The following is a 15,908-nucleotide window of genomic DNA, read 5'->3' as shown; positions in this document are numbered from 1 at the left end:
GGCCTTGCGGGTAGCCGCGCCCGTCGGGCGTTTCGTGGTGCAGCAGCACGGCGTCGCGAACCATGGCCGCCAGCGGATGGCCGGCCAGCAGGCGCGCGCCGACCGTGGGATGCGTCCTGATGACCTCGCGCTCGGCATCGTCGAGCCTGCCCGGCTTGCGCAGGACGGCGTCGGGCACGCCGACCTTGCCCAGATCGTGCAGGAAGCCGCCGATGGCGATGCGGGCGCACTGGTCTTCGGCCACGCCCGCGCTCTCGCACAGCAGCGCGGCATAGCGCGACACCCGCCACAGATGGCCGCCGGTGTAGGGGTCGCGTGCCTCGACCACCCAGGCCATCACCAGCAGGCTGGCCAGCAGTAGTTCGCGCTCGGTGCCTGGCGGCTGCGGCCGAGCCGGCGCTTCCGTCCGACGGCTCAGAAAGTCCATCCATCCCATGACCTGCTCCTGTGCTGTGCCGTGTCCGGGGCGGCCCGGACGACGCGGCGGCGGCAGCCCTCACGCGGCGGTGCCGAAGCGCCGCATGAAGCCCCGGTCGATGCTGTCCTTCCAGCGCCAGACCCAGTCGCCGCCCACCGACCAGGGACCCCACGCCGCCAGCGCATGGCGGTTGCCGGTGCTGATGAGGTACAGAGCCCGTCGCTGTGGCGTCCAGGCCCTGGGCTCGCGCCCTTCGCACACCGCCCTCAGGTTGGCGGCGAGCACGGGGCCCGCCTTGACCGCGAAGACGCCCGACTTCGGCCGCGGCTCGGCGTAGGCCGCGACGTCGCCTGCGGCGAACACCCGCGGGTGCGAAACGCTCTGCAGCGTGGACCCGACCTGGATGAAACCTTGTTCGTCCGTGGCCAGGCCGCCGGCGCGCGGCCAGGCCGGCGCGGCCGCGCCGGTGACCACCAGGCAGGCATCGAAGCCCAGCGGTGGACCCTGTTCGAAATGGATCTGCCCGGCCGCCACGCCCGTGGCGCGGCGCTCGCCCAGCCAGTCGATGCCGCGCCGGGCCAGCAAGTCGCCGAGCCGCCGGCGTGCGCAGGCCGGCCCCCCGTCCAGCGGCAGCGCGCCGGATCCGACGAGCGTGATGCGAAGGTGCGACCAGCCGTCGACCAGGGCACGGTGCCGGGCTGCGAAGGCAAGTTCCACGCCGGCCGCTCCGGCGCCCAGGATCACCAGGTCGAAGCGCCGGCAGGCGCCAAGCATGCGGTCCACGAGGCCGGGCCAGGCGGCGACGAAGGCCTCGATCGGGCGGATCGGCAGCGCATGGTCCAGGCAACCCGGCAAGGCGGCGATGGCCGGCAGCGGGCCGGTGTCGATGGACAGCACATCGAAGTGCAGACGGCTGCCGTCGGCACAGGCGATGCCCTGGCCTGCGGCGTCGACGCCGACGCCGGCGGTCTCGTGGAAGTCGACCCCCGCGCGGGCCGCCAGCAAATCGAGCGCGATGGCGCACGACTCGATCGGGTAGTGGCCCGCGACCCAGCCCGGCAACATGCCGGAATAGATTTGCCGCCGGTAAGGCGACACCAGGTGCACCTGCCATCCCGCCAGCGGGCGCGCGGCCAGATCGGCCAGCACCTTGACGTGGGCGTGACCGCCGCCGAGCAGGACGAGCTGCTTCACGGCGAGAGGCCGTCGTCGAAGGCACGCAGGCGCGCGAGATCCTCCGGCACGTCCACGTCCCAGAGAGTCTCGAATTCGCGCACATGCAGGTTCAGCGCGCGCGCGCGGGCCCGGGTCTGCGACATCACCGCGGCGGTGCTCCAGGCGATGTCGTCGAAGAGGGCGGCTTGCGGTCGCCGCAGGCCGACCAGCACATAGCCGCCGTCCGCGGCGGGTTGGAAGACGGCGTCTTCACCGTCGATCAAGGCCCGCGCCGCCCGGCGCAGGTGGTCGGGCCGCAGCACCGGGCAGTCGGTGCCGATGAGCAGCAAGGGGCCTTGCGCGCAATGCAGCCGGATCGCGGTGTGCATGCGGTTCCCGAGGTCGCCGCCGGGCTGGACCAGGCACCGAACCGCCGTCGTCTGCTGCAGGGCCTTGAAGAAGCGATGCCGGGCGTCGGGCGCGCACCACAGGGTCACGGGCCCGAGGTCGGCATCGCGGGCGGTCTGCACGGCCACGCGCGTCAGTCGGCGCTGCAGGCGCGCTGCGCCGCGGGGTCCGAGGGCGGGGATGAGACGCGTCTTGGCCAGTCCCGGGATGGGCGCCTTTGCCAGCACAGCCACCTGCACCTGCCGCAGACTTTCGTTCGAGTCATCGTGGTCGATAGCCATACCGGATCGCCAGTCGTTTGGGGTCTGCGCCCAGGAAATAGGCAGCGCGCAGGCGCCACATCAGAAGAATCGTGCGCCACGCGCCATGGCGTTCCCAGCGGCGGGCCGAGGTGGTGACGCGCTCGCGCAGGCAGGCCGGCGGGCCATGGCGCTTGAGCAGCCGCGACATCGCGACATCTTCCATCAGCGGCAGGTCCGGAAATCCGCCCACCTTCCGGAACAGATCGTGCCGCACGAACAGCGCCTGGTCGCCGGTGGCGATGCCGGTCCAGCGCGAGCGCAGGTTCATCAGCGCCGACACCACGCGCAGCAGCGGCCGCGCGCTGTCGATGCGCACGTCGAAGCGGCCCCAGGCGAACGGCCCCAGCGTGGCACGCCGCACCAGCAGGTCGGCGTCGTCGGGCAGCGCCGTGTCGGCGTGCAGGAACAGCAGCACGTCGGCCGGGCAGGCGGCGGCGCCGGCGTTCATCTGCGCGGCCCGGCCGCGCGGCGCCAGCAGTGCCAGGTCGGCATGCGCCTTGGCGATCTCCAGCGTGTCGTCCTGGCTGCCCCCGTCGACCACCACGACCCGCGCGCCGCGCTGGCGAAAGCGCTGCAGCGCCTGCAGTCGCGACGCCAGGGTCCGGGCCTCGTCGAGCACAGGGACCACGATGCACAGGGCGGGCCTCATGGCCTGACGTCCCCGGCCTCGTCGTGCCACGCGAGGGCACGGTGGTCGAAGCCTGCCGCCAGCGTCGGCTTGATGACGGCGAAGTACGGCGAGACGTCGAAGTCGCGTGGCGCGAACAGGCTGTGATGGCGCACGCGCAGGATCTCGTCCACGCAGCCGGGGCACTGCGGGTCTCGGGACGGCACGTTCTCGATGAGCGGCAGGATCGGATAGCGCACGGACTGGAAGGCCTGGGCGATGAGGGTGGAGCAGATGGCGTGGGCCGGGTCCCCACTGCCGAGCGACAGCATGCGGCGCCGCCAGCGCACGGGCACCGGCGGCGTCGGCAACAGGTAGCGTGCCAGATCGACGACGTTCTTCAGGTCGTACTGGTGCCCCAAGCGTGCCATCGCGTGGCGGACAAGGGCATCGACCTCGCCCGCGTCCAGGCCCACGGGCCGGCACACGCGGCAGTGCAGCCCGGCGTACTCCGTCACGCTGACCAGCCGCACGCCCGCGCGTAGATCGGCCTCGAGAAAGCAGCGCGGACGACCTTGCGTATCCACCTGGCCCCCGGCCTCGCCCACGAACAGCGCCGCGTGCGACCAGGTGGACTGGGTCAGGTACTTGATCGCCACGCTGAAGCGGCTCTGGCCTTCGACGAGCAGCACGTCGCCCGGCTGCAGGCAGGCCATCAACTTGGCCGGATCCGTGGGTGCGGCCAGGCCGTGCGCGTGGTGCGTCTGGCTCAGGTAGCGACTCAGGCGCTCGCCGAGCCAGCGCGTGATGCGGTCGAGAAGGCCCGCCATGGCGTTGGATGGGGCTGGCCGGGCCGTCAACGGGTGTCGTTGAGCGCCCAGTCGTAGTCCAGATAGACGAGCTTGTAGCGCCCGGCGCGGATCTCGGCCTGCGCCTGCGGCGTCGCCCCGAGGACCTCGGCGTGGCGGGCGAACAAGGTCCGCAGCGAGTCGTAGCCCTTGTGCCCGTGCTCGAAGTCCTTGCGGTACCAGTCGAAGATCTTCGACACCGCGAGCGTCGCCGTGCCCGCATCGAAGCGGTTGCGCGAGCGGTCCGACAGGAAGCGGCGCAGCGCGTCGTCGAGCTGGGCGTCGAGCCGATCGGCGACGTAGGCCTCGTTGCGCAGCATCGGGCAGCCGATGGAGGCGCAGACCACGGCCACGTGGATACGCGGATCGTCGAAGACGCCGGGGGCGCGGATCAGCCCGTGCTCGACCTCGTCGAGCGAGCGCTCCTGCCCCAGCAGCCGGAAGAACTTCTTCTGCCATGGGCTCTGCAGGAAGCTGCCCAGGTCCTTGATCGACTTCAGGTCCGGGTAGCGGGTGAGGACGAGCTCGACCGTGAACGCGTTGTAGGCGTTGACCAGGAAGGCCAGTTGTTGGGCGCGCGTCCAGGCGCCGTAGGCGGCCGGGGAGACGTCCGACAGGCCGTCGAGATAGGCCTTCAGCGCAGCGCGCCGGGTCTGAAGCGCGGCGTAGCGCAAGGTCGAGGCGTTGCCGCCGGCGGCCACGACCACGTACTGCCGGAGCAGGCCGTCCCAGGCGCCGTGGCGATGATCGAAGTCCGCGGCCGCGGGCTGCGCCCGCGCCACCACGGAAGGGGCCGCCAGCGCCAGGGGCAGGTACGCGGCCAGTGCGCGGCGGGTGCGATCCGGCGTGTCGTCGTGCATCGCGAAGCTCATCGCTGGTCCGCCTCAACCCCGACGCCAGGCGTGGAAGCGCTCGACCCAGGCCAGCAGTGCCTGCGGCGCATGGGCACGCTTCCAGTTGCCGGCCGCGTACTTGTTGGCCTCGGCCAGGGTCGGGTAGGTGTGGATCGTGCCGAGGATCTTGTTCAGTCCGATGCTGTGTTTCATCGCCAGCACGTACTCGGCCAGCAGGTCGCCGGCGTGCTCGCCGACGATCGTCACGCCGAGGATGCGGTCCTTGCCCGGCACGGTCAGCACCTTGACGAAGCCGTGGGCTTCGCTGTCGGCGATGGCGCGGTCCAGGTCGTCGAGGCCGTAGACCGTGACCTCGTAGGGGATCTTTCCCTCCTTCGCCTCGAGTTCGTTCAGCCCGACGCGCGCCACCTCGGGCTCGACGAAGGTCGCCCAGGGGATCACGCGATAGTCGGCGCGGAACTTCTTGAACGGATCGAACAGCGCATTCACAGCCGCATACCAGGCCTGGTGGGCCGCGGTGTGCGTGAACTGGTACGGCCCGGCCACGTCGCCCGCGGCGTAGATGTTGGGGAAGTTGGTCTGCAAGTAGCCGTTGACGTCCACCGTGCGGCCGGTGGTGACGCCCAGTTCCTCGAGGCCATAACCCTTGAGGTTGGCCACGCGACCGACGGCCACGAGGATCGCGTCGAAGGGGATGTGCTTCTCGTGGCCGTCAGCCTCGACGACCAGCACCTTTTCGAGCCCGCCTCCCTGCACCCGAACGGCCTTGTGGCCGGTCAGCACGGTGATGCCCTCGGCACGAAAGCGTTCGGCGACCAGCTCCGACACTTCAGGGTCTTCGCGCACCAGGATGCGCGGCAGCATCTCGACTTGCGTCACCTTCGACCCCAGTCGCGCGAAGGTCTGCGTCAGTTCGCTGCCGATCGGGCCGCCGCCCAGCACGACCAGGCGCTCCGGCCGCTGGCGCAGCTGCCAGACGTTGTCGGAGGTCAGCAGCTCGTGCGGGCCGAGGCTGGCCAGGCCCGGGATCGGCGGCACGAAGGGTCGTGCGCCCGCGGCGACGACGATGGCGCGCGTGGTCAGCGTCTGCACGCGCCCGTCGTGGTGCGTGATCTCCACCGCCCAGGGCGAGACGATGCGCGCGGTGCCCTGTGCCACGTCCACGCCCAGAGCGGTGTAGCGCTGCACCGAGTCGTGCGGCTCGATCTCCTGGATGACCCGCTGCACGCGCTCCATCACCTCGCCGAAGTCGAAGTCGACCGTGGCGCCGCGCATGCCGAACTCCTTCGCGCGCTGCACGTGCGAGAGGAACTTGGCCGAGCGGATCAGGGCCTTGGAGGGCACGCAGCCGGTGTTCAGGCAGTCGCCGCCCATCGCGTGCTTCTCCACCAACGTGACCTTGGCCTTGATGGCCGCGGCGATGTAGGCCGTGACCAGACCGGCCGAGCCGCCGCCGATGACGATGAGGTTGCGGTCGAAGCGGGCCGGTTTCTCGAAGCGGGCGTAGACCTTGCGGGCCTGGAACATCTCGACGGCTTTCCTGGTGACGAGGGGGAAGACGCCGAGCAGCGCCAGCGAGCCCAGCACGCCGGGCGAGACGATGCCCGACAGCGATTCGATGCGCGCCAGCTGGGTGCCGGCGTTCACGTAGACCAGCGTGCCGGCCAGCATGCCGACCTGGCTGACCCAGTAGAAAGTCCAGGTGCGCAGCGTCGTCACGCCCATCACCAGGTTGATGACGAAAAACGGCAGCACCGGCACCAGGCGCAGCGTGAAGAGATAGAAGCCGCCGTCCTTCTCGATGCCGGCGTTCAGCGCGGCCAGCCGGTCGCCGAAGCGCGACTGCACCCAGCCGCCCAGCAGCCAGCGCGCGGCGAGGAAGGCCAGGGTCGCGCCGAGCGACGACGCGAAGGACACGATCAGCGTGCCCCACCCAAGGCCGAAGAGGGCGCCGGCGGCCAGCGTCATGGCCGCGGCACCCGGCAGCGACAAGGCGGTCACGGCGACGTAGCCGACGAAGAAGAGCAGGGCGGCCAGCACCGGCTGGCCCGCGCGCCAGGCCTGCAGGTCGGCCTGGCTGCTCTTGATGGCGGCCAGGCTCAGGAACCGGCCGAGGTCGAGCCCGAAGAACAGCGCCAGCAGCAGCACCAGCCCCATCAGCAACCACCACCGCTTGTCCAGACGCATCTCGTTCTTTCTTGGTTCGTCGAGGCATTGCGCCTTCGCTGCCTCATAGACGCGCAGGTCGTACGGATCCTTACAGGCACCGCGGTGTAAGAAAGTCACGCCGCTGTTCGTCCATGGGGGATTCAGAGCCAGGAGACCCGATGGACCCCGCACCGCTCATGCCACCCCTCAAGCCCCGCATCGGCATCTTCGGCGGCAGCGGCCTGTACCGCATGGAAGGGCTGACCGATGTGCGCGAGCAGGTCGTGGACACGCCCTACGGCGCCCCGTCGGATGCGCTGTTGCTGGGGAGACTGGCTGGCGTCGACGTGGCTTTCCTGGCTCGGCATGGACGCAGCCACGGATTGATTCCCAGCCAGATCCCGTTTCGCGCCAACGTGTACGCGATGAAGTCGCTGGGCGTGCAGTACCTGCTGTCGGTCTCGGCCGTCGGGTCGATGCGCGAGGAGATCGCGCCGCTGGACATGGTGCTGGTCGACCAGTTCATCGACCTCACGCGCAAGCGCGAGGGCAGCTTCTTCGGCGACGGCGCGGTGGCGCATGTCTCGCTGGCCGATCCGGTATGCGCTGTCCTGCGTAGCGTGCTGGCCGCATCATTCGCCGATGCGGGCCTGGCCGACGTGCGCTTGCACACGCAAGGCACCTACATCTGCATCGAGGGGCCGGCGTTCTCGACCCGTGCCGAATCGCACTGGTACCGCAGCCTGGGCGCTGCGGTGATCGGCATGACCAACATGCCCGAGGCCCGCCTGGCCCGCGAGGCCGAGATGGCCTATGCCACGCTGGCGCTGGCCACCGACTGGGACTGCTGGCACCCGCACCAGGCCTGCGTCACGGCCGAAATGGCGATCGCCAACCTGCAGGGCAACGCGCAGCGAGCGCAACAGGTGCTGGCGCATGCGGTGCGCCGCATCGCCGCCAGCTGGCCGGCGTCGGCGGCGCACGGCGCACTCGGCTCGGCCCTGGTGACACCGCCCCACTCGATGTCGGCGCCGGTGCGCGAGCGGCTGCACGCACTGATCGCCCGCATTCACTGAGGTCCACTCGAAGACTTCGGCAGACCTGTAAGACCTGGGCCACCCGCCTCGTCTATTCGCCACGAAGGCCCTGCTCAGCGCGGCTCTTCGACCACTGAACCCCGCTCTGTTTCCCACCTGTCTAAGGAGAGTCCCATGACCCAAGCCACCACCAAGTTGCCCGCGATCGCCCTGGCCCTGGCGCTCGGCGCTGCCTTTACGGCCTTGCCGGCCGCAGCACAGTCTGCCGACAAGGAGCATTGCTACGGCGTTGCCCTGAAGGGAAAGAACGACTGCGCCGCCGGACCCGGCACCACCTGCGCGGGCACCTCGAAGGTCGACTACCAGCCCAACGCCTGGAAGATGGTGCCCAAGGGCACCTGCGAGAAGACCGTCTCGAAGACGTCGCCGACCGGCTACGGGCAGCTCAAGGAGTTCAAGGTCGAGAAGAAGGGCTGAGCCCGAGCACGCGCAGTCATCCATCGCCCGCCGCCATGCCGCACACCGCCTTGCCGGTTCCCCTGCGCACCCCGGCGCCGGAGCCGGCGGGCGTTTCCGGCATGGCGGCGGGCCTGCCGTGGCGCGCCGGCATCGGGCTGAAGCCGCAGCACTTCCGGGAGGTGCTCGACACGCGCCCGGACATCGGCTTCTTCGAAGTGCACGCCGAGAACTACATGGTCGACGGCGGGCCCTTCCACCACTTCCTGGCGCGGGTGCGCGAGCACTACGCGCTGTCGTTGCACGGCGTCGGCCTGTCGATCGGCGGCGCCGAAGCACTGGACGAGTCGCACCTCGACCGGCTGGCCGCGCTGATCGATCGCTACCAGCCGGCGGCGTTCTCCGAACACCTCGCGTGGTCCAGCCACGGCGGCGCCTTCTACAACGACCTGCTGCCGCTGCCCTACGACCGGGCGACGCTGGACCGCGTGTGCGACCACGTCGACCGCGTGCAGGAGCGGCTGCGCTGTCGCATGCTGCTCGAGAACCCGTCGACCTACCTCGAGTTCGAGGCGTCGACGATGAGCGAGACCGCCTTTCTGCGCGAGGTGCTCCGGCGCACCGGCTGCGGCCTGCTGCTGGACGTCAACAACGTCCACGTGTCGTGCACCAACCACGGCCGCGACGCGCTGGCCTACATCCACGACCTGCCTCTGACGGAGGTCGGTGAAGTCCACCTCGCGGGCTTCGCGCGCGACGAGGACGCCGCCGGCGCGCCGCTGCTCATCGACAGTCACGGCAGCCCCGTGGACGAGGCAGTCTGGGGCCTGTACGCCCATGTGGTTGCGAGACTGGGCGCCGTGCCCACGCTGCTGGAGCGCGACAACGACGTGCCGTCGCTGGCGACGCTCCTGGCCGAGGCCGGGCGCGCGGACGAGACGATGCGTGCGCGCGCGCAGCCGCGTCGATGCGGCCTCTACTGGGGTGGCGCGTGACCTCGCTCGACGAGCTCGCCCGCAGCGGCGCCGCCCTCGGCCAGGGCGAATTCGCCGCGGCGTTGCTGGACCCGCAGTGCCCCGTCCCGGCGGGCTTGCGCACGTGGAACGGCTCGGACCCGGCCAGGCGGCTGGCGGTGTACCGCAACAACGTCATCGTCTCGCTGGTCGACGCGCTGGCCGACACCTTTCCCGTGGTCCAGCAGCTGGTCGGGCCGGAGTTCTTCCGCGCGATGGCCGCGGTCTTCGTGCGGCGATCGCCGCCCCGATCCCCCGTGCTGGCGCACTACGGGCAGGACTTCCCGTCGTTCGTCGCGGGCTTCGAGCCGGCGCAGGGCCTGCCTTACCTGGCCGACGTCGCGCGCCTCGAAGCCGCGCGCGTGGCGGCGACCCACGCCGCCGATGCGGACCCGGTACGTGAAGAGGTGGTCGGCCTGGCGCTGGCCAGCGGCGACCGGGCGGGTGATCTGAACGTGGTGCTGCACCCGTCGCTGGCCACGCTCGAGTCGCGGTACGCGGTCGTGACGCTGTGGGCGGCGCACCAGGTCGAAGACGCCGCGGACATCGCCCCCGTCGACATCGACGTGCCCGAGAGCGCCCTGATCCTTCGCTCGGGGCTGGAGGTGCTCGTACTGCGGGCTTCCGCTGGCGTGGTGACGTTCGTCGAGGCCCTGCGCGCCGGACGGGGCCTGGGCGAGGCGGCTCACCGCGCGCTGGCCGCGGCGCCGGCGTTCGACCTCACCGCGGCCCTGTCGCAGTTGCTGGCTCACGGCGCGGTGAGCTCCCTTGACCTACCTCCGAGGCTGACCTCATGAACACGACCGCCACCTCCACCGCACGGGCCGGGCAGGGCCGCAGCGCCTCCAGCGGATCGCCCATCGCCCGCCTGATCGGGCGGGCGGTCGGACAGTTCGAGCGCATCCCGCACACGCTGATCGCGTTCGTTGCCCGCTTCTCGATCGCCGCGGTGTTCTGGAACTCGGGGCAGACCAAGGTCCAGGGCTTCGTCCTCAACCTGGTCTCGGGTGAGTTCGAGTTCGGCTGGCCGAGCCTGTCCGACTCGGCACTGGCGCTGTTCCAGGACGAATACAAGTTGCCGTTCATCCCGCCGGAGCTCGCGGCGCCGATGGCGGCGACGGCCGAGCATGTTTTCCCGTTCCTGCTGCTGATCGGCCTGGGTACGCGGTTCTCGGCCCTGGCCTTGCTGGGCATGACGCTCGTGATCCAGCTCTTCGTCTATCCCGGCGCCTACGCGACCCACGGCACGTGGGCCGCGGTGCTGCTCTACCTCATCGCGCGCGGCCCGGGCCTGTGGTCGGTGGACCACTGGCTCGCATCGCGCCGCGCCACGGCTCGCTGATGGCCACGCACCATCCGGTCATCCATCGTCGCTCGCCTGCCGGCGGCGTGACGCCACCCCATGCCGAGGGCCGCGCGAGCGTTCCCGAGCATGTCCGCACCGTGGCACCTGCCCGGTGAGGTCCGTTCCGTTCCCGTCCACCTCAACCCTACGCAGGAAATCTCCATGAGCATGCTTTCATCCAACCTGACCAAAGCCCTGGCCTCGGCCGTCGTGACGGCCGCCGCGCTCAGCGGCAACGTGATGGCCGCCAGCTGCGCGGGTGCCAAGTGCAGCCCGAAGAAGACGGCCGCCAAGTGCGGCGCCTGTGGGGCCAAGGGCGCTGCTTGCGCCGCGAGCGGTGCCAAGCAGAAAGCCAATGCGAAGTGCGGAGCGAAGTGCGGCGCGAAGTGCGGCGCGACCAAGGCCCAGTGCGGCGCCTGCGGCGCGAAGAAGAAGTAGAAGGTCCTGGTCCACAGAGCGCGGGCCGTTCCCCGGATCGGCCTGGCCAGCACCACCGATTGGCCGCAATGAGCGCAAACCCGTCGCTGCGGCGCCGCTGGCGCCACGCCTCCGACGAGACCTTCGCCATCGACTTGCAGCTGGCGCGCGACGGCGTGGCCGCGTTCGCCGACGCCACGACGGCCTCGGGGTCCTTGCTGCAGAGCTGGATCGAAGGGCGCGAGGTGGTCGAGTTCGATCACTACCCGCCCGACGACGTGGTCGACTTCCGGAACGGTTCGCAGTTCTACTACCACGCCCACCGCGACGGGGGCCGCGAGCACGGTCACCTGCACCTGTTCTGGCACGCGACGGCGTCGGGGCGGCGGCGGTACCTGCGTCCGGGCCGGCCGCGCTGGGTGCGCACCGCGCCGACGCATCTGTTCGCCATCTCGCTGGATGCGCGTGGGCTGCCCGTGGGTCTGTTCACCGTCAACCGGTGGGTCACCGACGGGCACTGGTTCGACGCGCCGACGACGATGTCCTTCGTCGACCGCTTTGCCGTGGACGTGGTCGGCGGACATGCGCCGTCCTGCCGCTGGCTCACGGCCTTCGTGCGCCTGTATCGCCCCTTGATCGAAGCAATCCTGATCCGGCGCGACCGCCGCTTGGCGCGCCGGCCTCGGCTGCAGGACGCCCTGGCCGATCACCGCCTCGAGGTGCTGAGTCAGCAGGCCATCGACTGGTCCGCCGACCTGGACGCACTGGAGGCCGAAGCCGCGCGGCGCGGCCTGTGATCCATCCGGTCGAAGCGCGGCGCCGGCAGCCGCAACCGCGTCGCTACCAGCGCAGCGCCCAGGGCCCCAGCAGCGCTCCGACCGTCGCGGTGATCAGCATCCCCAGCGTGTACCAGGCCAGCACGAATTCGGGCGCCATCTCCGGGCAGTGCAGCGTGTACCCCAGGGTGCCGATCGCTCCCGCCAGCAGACCAGCCGCGAAGCCGCCGAGGCGGGGGCGCGTGGGAGCCAGTCCGCGCATGGCCCGCAGCACGGCGATCAACGCGGGGGCCGACAGCAGCGCCACCCATCCGGGGCAGGACCTCCATGTCCGACCGAACAGGCGTCCAAGGCGCAAGCCTTCGGGTTCGGAGGCCGAAGTCAGCGCTGCCAGCATCGTCATGGCGAGCAGCACCAGCGCCAGGTTCAGGACGGCCCGTCGCGACGACGTGGCCGGACGCGACATGCGCCCCGCAAGGTCCGCGGCCGCCATCACCATGGCGAGGACGTACGCCCACTTGATGGCCAAGCCGGTTCCAGCTTCGGCGAAGCCGGCATACAGGCCCAGGGTGCCGACGGCGAGGGCCGCGCTGGCCGCGAGGCCGAGGCCCATCGCGACCGCCAGGCGAGCCGCCACCGGCCGACTCGGTGCCGGTCCGGCCCGGGATGCCAGGAAGTCGATGAACTGCTCGGTCCTCACGGATGCTCCTGTTCGCTACCAGATGCGCAGATGGCGCTGTTCGCGTGACATCCCCTTTACCGACTGCTGTTCGCTGCCGGAGTCGCTCCGGTTACATCGTTGCGGCAAGGAATTTCCTCCGGTTCTCCGTAACCGACTCGGGACTCCGAGCGACCTGGGAGGGCGTCCTCCCCCATCCACCTGCACCCACGCACGAAAGGCTGAACCATGAAACTGGCGTCGTTCCTCGTCTCCGCGCTTCTGATCGGCAGTGCCGGCCAGGCACAGGCGCTGGAGATCAAGTCCTACACGGCCCAGGCACTCGCGGCCGCGGAGAAGGCCGGTCAACCCGTCGCGCTGCACTTCCACGCCGACTGGTGCCCGACCTGCCGCGCGCAGGACAAGGTGCTGCAGTCGATGAAGACCGAGAAGGGACTGGACATCACCGTCCTGACCGCCAACTACGACACCGAGAAGGACCTGAAGCGCCGGTTCAGGGTCAACTCGCAGTCCACGCTCGTCGTGCTCAAGGGTCGGAAGGAAGCTGCACGACTGGTGGGCGACACCTCCACCGAGGGGATACGCAACGCCCTCAAGGCAGCGCTCTGATCGGGCGCGCACCGTGTCGATCGCACTGTCGTTGCCGCAGCTGGGATTGAGCCTGGCGGCTGGCGGGCTGACGACGCTCTCGCCCTGCGTGTTCCCCCTGTTGCCCCTGGTACTGGGCGGCGCGCTGCAAGGCAGCCGCCTCGCGCCCCTGGCGATGGGCGCGGGCATGATCCTGTCGTTCGCGGCCATCGGCATGCTGCTCGGCGCACTCGGGCCGGCACTCGGTATCGACGGCGACACCGTGCGCACCGCTGGAGCGGCCATGCTGATTGCTTTCGCGCTGGTGATGCTGGTGCCTGCCCTCGGCGAGCGCTTTGCGCGCTGGATGCTGCCGATGGCCAGCGCCGCCAACGCCGCGTCGTCCCGGCTCGATGGTGGTTCGGTCTTCGGTGCCCTGTTGCTGGGCGGCGTGCTGGGCCTGGTGTGGAGCCCGTGCTCCGGGCCTTTGCTGGGATCGGCCCTGACCCTGGTGGCCAGCGAAGGCGGCGTCGCACGGGGCGGGCTGGTGCTGGGCATCTTCGGCCTGGGTGCCGCAGTCCCGCTGGTGGCCGTGGCCTACGCCTCGCGCCGCGGCTTCGTACGCGCGCGCGACTGGGTGATGGCGCGCATCGAGCGGGTGCGCCACATCTTCGCCGTGCTGTTGGGCGCCGTGGGCGTGTCCATCCTGACGGGCGGCGACAAGTGGCTGGAGGCACACGTACTGCAGTGGCTGCCCGAAGCCTGGGTCAATCTGACGGTGGGCATCTGAACGCCCGCCGCCAGCCGGTCCATGTCCTCGACCGCGTAGGGCGGAAGGGCATGGCTCTTTCGAGTCCATCGCAAGGAGTACATCTCATGAAGATCCGACGCATTCTCGCCACATGGGTCCTGATGTCGGCGCCGATCGCGGCGTGGGCCGCCGACGGAATGCTTGTCGTCAAGAGCCCTCACAGCGTCCAGGTCACGATGAACCGCCTGGAGGCGATCGTCAAGGAACGTGGGCTGCTTGTGTTCGCGCGCATCGACCACGCCGCAGGCGCGGCCAAGGTGGGCAAGACGCTGCGCCCCACGGAACTGCTGATCTTCGGCAATCCGCAGGGCGGAACGCCGTTCCTCGAGTGCGCCCAGACCGTGGGCATCGATCTGCCCTTGAAGGCGCTCGTGTGGGAGGACGCATCCGCGCAGGTCTGGCTGGGCTACAACGACACCGCGTACCTGGCCAAGCGGCACGACGTTCCGGCCTGCGCAGCGGCTGGCAATCTCGCCAAGGCGGCGGCGGGCCTGGCCGCGGCGGCCGTAGCGCCGTGACGGTCGTTGTCGGCGGCTCGCGCCGCCTGCGTGGCATCAGCGGCTCGCCAGCACCTTGCGCCGCAACGCGTCGAAGTCGTCCTCGATGAAGTCGTAGGCCATGTTGGGGTTCGGATCGGGCGGACCTTCGGGCCCCCACTCATCGGGTCGCCGGACGAATGCGGTCCGGAACCCTGCCTGGTGCGCAGCGTTCAGGTCGAAGTTGTGGCAGGCCACCATCAGGATCTGCGACGGCTCCAGTGCCATCCAGCGCGCCGCTGTCGCATAGGCCTGTGCATGCGGATTGTACACGCCGATCATCTCGCACGAGATGACGGCGTCCCAGGCGATGCCATTGCGGCGGGACACGTCGACCACCAGGGCAGTGGTCAGCATCGTGAACGACACGACCGGGAATGCCGCGCGCATCGCAGCCTGGGCAGCGGGGAAGTCCGGCCAAGCATCGAGCTCATGCCAGGCGTGCCAGATGCGGTGGCGCTCTGCTGGTGTGAAAACCTGCAGGCCATGGTGCGCCAGCACCTCGTCGAGCGTTCGGCGATGCACGTCGTCCATGTTGAACGCAGCCTGCCCCGGTTCCACGATGTGGCCCACGATGCCCTTCATCGCGCGGCGCCGCCAGTCGTTGGCGACCGCATGCCAGTCCACGCTGGCGCCGTGCGCCGCGCCCACTTGGGACAAGGCAGCGACGAGACCTCCGTGCCAGTCCAGCACCGTGCCGCCGGTATCGAACGCCAGGGCCCTGATGTCCATGGAGGTCTCCTTTATCGCAGGCCGCGCGCCTGTGCTCACTTTACTGGTCAGAGGCCGGCAAGCGTGCGCGCTCCGGTTCGAATACCGGCCCGCGGCTGATGCGCCGGAAGTAGGACTCCCAGGCCGGCGAGCCGGGCGGCCATTGGGATAGGAAATCGCTCTGCCATCGGTCCGCATCGAAGCGCACGGGCAGCAACGCGACCCAGGCGCCGGCCACGCGAATCTCCTGCAGCACGGGGTGGGGCGACGGCGTCGTGGCAATGCGGGTGCACAGCCCTGACAGATCGCCCGCGAAGTTGGGCATGCCGGCGGCGCCGTTGTTGACGACGCACGCGTCGCTGCCCGCGGCCCGGGTGAAGCGGCGCAGGGCCGGCAGGCAGGTGTGCGTGCTGGCAAACAGGTCCACTTTGGCCGCGTCGAACATGGTCCGCACCCAGGGGAGCCGGTTCGGGTCGTCGAGCGCGCCCACGTCGAAGCCCCAGCCGGCCAGGGACTCGGCGTCGCCGTGCACCACACCGACACGGCAATCAGCGACCTGGTAGCGCGCCACCATCGGCAACTGCGCGATGTGCCTCAGCAGGTCGACATGGCGTTGGGCCGTGGCCTTGAGCCGGGCGTGAATCTGGTTGGAACGTGCCACCACCCCGGCGTCCACGCTGGCGGGGTAGGCGCAGCCGCAGCCCGCGTCATCGGCAGGCGAGTCGAGTTCGGCCTCGACGTTGCCGAGGGTGGCGTCGTTGGCCAGCACGCGCAGATTGATCTCGGTGAAATCGCGGTCGGCGAAGATCGGAAGAGCACA

Annotated in this window: 20 protein-coding genes; 10 read left to right on the top strand and 10 right to left on the bottom strand. The window is 70.2% G+C overall.

All coding sequences use genetic code 11. The features are described 5' to 3' along the window. The 7 genes from AB7U92_RS07070 to AB7U92_RS07040 all read right to left on the bottom strand — a co-directional run. Window positions 1–427: HD-GYP domain-containing protein (locus AB7U92_RS07070; RefSeq protein ID WP_428575471.1), on the bottom strand; the 427-nt coding region annotated here is incomplete at its 3' end. A 69-nt stretch (window positions 428–496) separates the two neighbouring features. After that, the gene (locus AB7U92_RS07065; RefSeq protein WP_428575470.1) at window positions 497–1,612 is read right to left on the bottom strand and encodes an FAD-dependent oxidoreductase; all 1,116 of its coding nucleotides are present in this window, start codon (window positions 1,610–1,612) and stop codon (window positions 497–499) included. Continuing rightward, complete coding sequence (locus tag AB7U92_RS07060; protein ID WP_428575469.1) at window positions 1,609–2,262, bottom strand: TIGR04282 family arsenosugar biosynthesis glycosyltransferase; 654 nt, start codon at window positions 2,260–2,262, stop codon at window positions 1,609–1,611. The genes AB7U92_RS07065 and AB7U92_RS07060 overlap by 4 nt, the downstream gene beginning before the upstream one ends. Further along, window positions 2,243–2,932: a TIGR04283 family arsenosugar biosynthesis glycosyltransferase gene (locus AB7U92_RS07055; RefSeq protein WP_428575468.1), complete on the bottom strand. Its 690-nt coding sequence runs from the start codon at window positions 2,930–2,932 to the stop codon at window positions 2,243–2,245. Before AB7U92_RS07055 ends, AB7U92_RS07060 begins: the two co-directional genes overlap by 20 nt. After that, window positions 2,929–3,720: a lipo-like protein gene (locus AB7U92_RS07050; RefSeq protein WP_428575467.1), complete on the bottom strand. Its 792-nt coding sequence runs from the start codon at window positions 3,718–3,720 to the stop codon at window positions 2,929–2,931. Before AB7U92_RS07050 ends, AB7U92_RS07055 begins: the two co-directional genes overlap by 4 nt. 26 nt (window positions 3,721–3,746) lie before the next feature. Further along, window positions 3,747–4,610, bottom strand: a complete 864-nt coding sequence (locus AB7U92_RS07045; protein WP_428575466.1) for a DUF547 domain-containing protein — start codon at window positions 4,608–4,610, stop codon at window positions 3,747–3,749. A 12-nt stretch (window positions 4,611–4,622) separates the two neighbouring features. Beyond that, the gene (locus tag AB7U92_RS07040) at window positions 4,623–6,779 is read right to left on the bottom strand and encodes an FAD-dependent oxidoreductase (RefSeq protein WP_428575465.1); all 2,157 of its coding nucleotides are present in this window, start codon (window positions 6,777–6,779) and stop codon (window positions 4,623–4,625) included. 140 nt (window positions 6,780–6,919) lie between these two features. Between AB7U92_RS07040 and mtnP the strand changes: the two genes are divergently transcribed. From mtnP to AB7U92_RS07005, 7 genes are all read left to right on the top strand, one after another. Then, complete coding sequence (gene mtnP, locus AB7U92_RS07035; protein ID WP_428575464.1) at window positions 6,920–7,816, top strand: S-methyl-5'-thioadenosine phosphorylase; 897 nt, start codon at window positions 6,920–6,922, stop codon at window positions 7,814–7,816. A 135-nt stretch (window positions 7,817–7,951) separates the two neighbouring features. Further along, entirely contained in the window at window positions 7,952–8,254 is a 303-nt protein-coding gene (locus AB7U92_RS07030; RefSeq protein WP_428575463.1) for a DUF2282 domain-containing protein, read from the top strand. Between the two features lie 35 nt (window positions 8,255–8,289). Beyond that, window positions 8,290–9,228: a DUF692 domain-containing protein gene (locus tag AB7U92_RS07025; protein WP_428575462.1), complete on the top strand. Its 939-nt coding sequence runs from the start codon at window positions 8,290–8,292 to the stop codon at window positions 9,226–9,228. Next, the gene (locus AB7U92_RS07020) at window positions 9,225–10,043 is read left to right on the top strand and encodes a DNA-binding domain-containing protein (RefSeq protein WP_428575461.1); all 819 of its coding nucleotides are present in this window, start codon (window positions 9,225–9,227) and stop codon (window positions 10,041–10,043) included. Before AB7U92_RS07025 ends, AB7U92_RS07020 begins: the two co-directional genes overlap by 4 nt. After that, window positions 10,040–10,588 (top strand): DoxX family protein, encoded by a 549-nt coding sequence (locus AB7U92_RS07015; protein WP_428575460.1) that lies wholly within the window; start codon window positions 10,040–10,042, stop codon window positions 10,586–10,588. Before AB7U92_RS07020 ends, AB7U92_RS07015 begins: the two co-directional genes overlap by 4 nt. A gap of 165 nt (window positions 10,589–10,753) precedes the next feature. Next, entirely contained in the window at window positions 10,754–11,029 is a 276-nt protein-coding gene (locus AB7U92_RS07010) for a hypothetical protein (protein WP_428575459.1), read from the top strand. 68 nt (window positions 11,030–11,097) lie between these two features. Then, the gene (locus tag AB7U92_RS07005) at window positions 11,098–11,805 is read left to right on the top strand and encodes a DUF6969 family protein (protein WP_428575458.1); all 708 of its coding nucleotides are present in this window, start codon (window positions 11,098–11,100) and stop codon (window positions 11,803–11,805) included. A 43-nt stretch (window positions 11,806–11,848) separates the two neighbouring features. On the opposite strand, the gene AB7U92_RS07000 is transcribed toward AB7U92_RS07005, so the two are convergent. Next, complete coding sequence (locus AB7U92_RS07000) at window positions 11,849–12,484, bottom strand: NrsF family protein (RefSeq protein ID WP_428575457.1); 636 nt, start codon at window positions 12,482–12,484, stop codon at window positions 11,849–11,851. Between the two features lie 207 nt (window positions 12,485–12,691). Here AB7U92_RS07000 and AB7U92_RS06995 point away from each other — a divergent pair, with 207 nt between their 5' ends. The 3 genes from AB7U92_RS06995 (at window position 12,692) to AB7U92_RS06985 (ending at window position 14,359) form a co-directional block, all read left to right on the top strand. Next, window positions 12,692–13,072 carry a thioredoxin family protein gene (locus AB7U92_RS06995; RefSeq protein ID WP_428575456.1) on the top strand — a complete coding sequence of 127 codons (381 nt, stop codon included), beginning with the start codon at window positions 12,692–12,694 and terminating at the stop codon, window positions 13,070–13,072. A 13-nt stretch (window positions 13,073–13,085) separates the two neighbouring features. Then, window positions 13,086–13,820, top strand: a complete 735-nt coding sequence (locus AB7U92_RS06990) for a cytochrome c biogenesis CcdA family protein (protein WP_428575455.1) — start codon at window positions 13,086–13,088, stop codon at window positions 13,818–13,820. 86 nt (window positions 13,821–13,906) lie between these two features. Beyond that, window positions 13,907–14,359, top strand: coding sequence for a DUF302 domain-containing protein (locus AB7U92_RS06985; protein WP_428575454.1), 453 nt, complete (start codon window positions 13,907–13,909; stop codon window positions 14,357–14,359). 36 nt (window positions 14,360–14,395) lie between these two features. Here the strand turns inward: AB7U92_RS06985 and AB7U92_RS06980 are convergent, their stop codons facing one another. Further along, complete coding sequence (locus AB7U92_RS06980) at window positions 14,396–15,109, bottom strand: HAD-IA family hydrolase (RefSeq protein WP_428575453.1); 714 nt, start codon at window positions 15,107–15,109, stop codon at window positions 14,396–14,398. Between the two features lie 40 nt (window positions 15,110–15,149). Then, the coding region (locus AB7U92_RS06975) for a hypothetical protein (protein WP_428575452.1) at window positions 15,150–15,908 on the bottom strand (759 nt) is incomplete at its 5' end.

Origin of the sequence: Piscinibacter sp., assembly GCF_050175855.1 — a bacterium.
In the GTDB taxonomy this organism is placed as follows: domain Bacteria; phylum Pseudomonadota; class Gammaproteobacteria; order Burkholderiales; family Burkholderiaceae_C; genus Piscinibacter.
The sequence above is the reverse complement of the archived record's forward strand: the minus strand, read 5'-3'. Positions and strand labels throughout refer to the sequence as shown.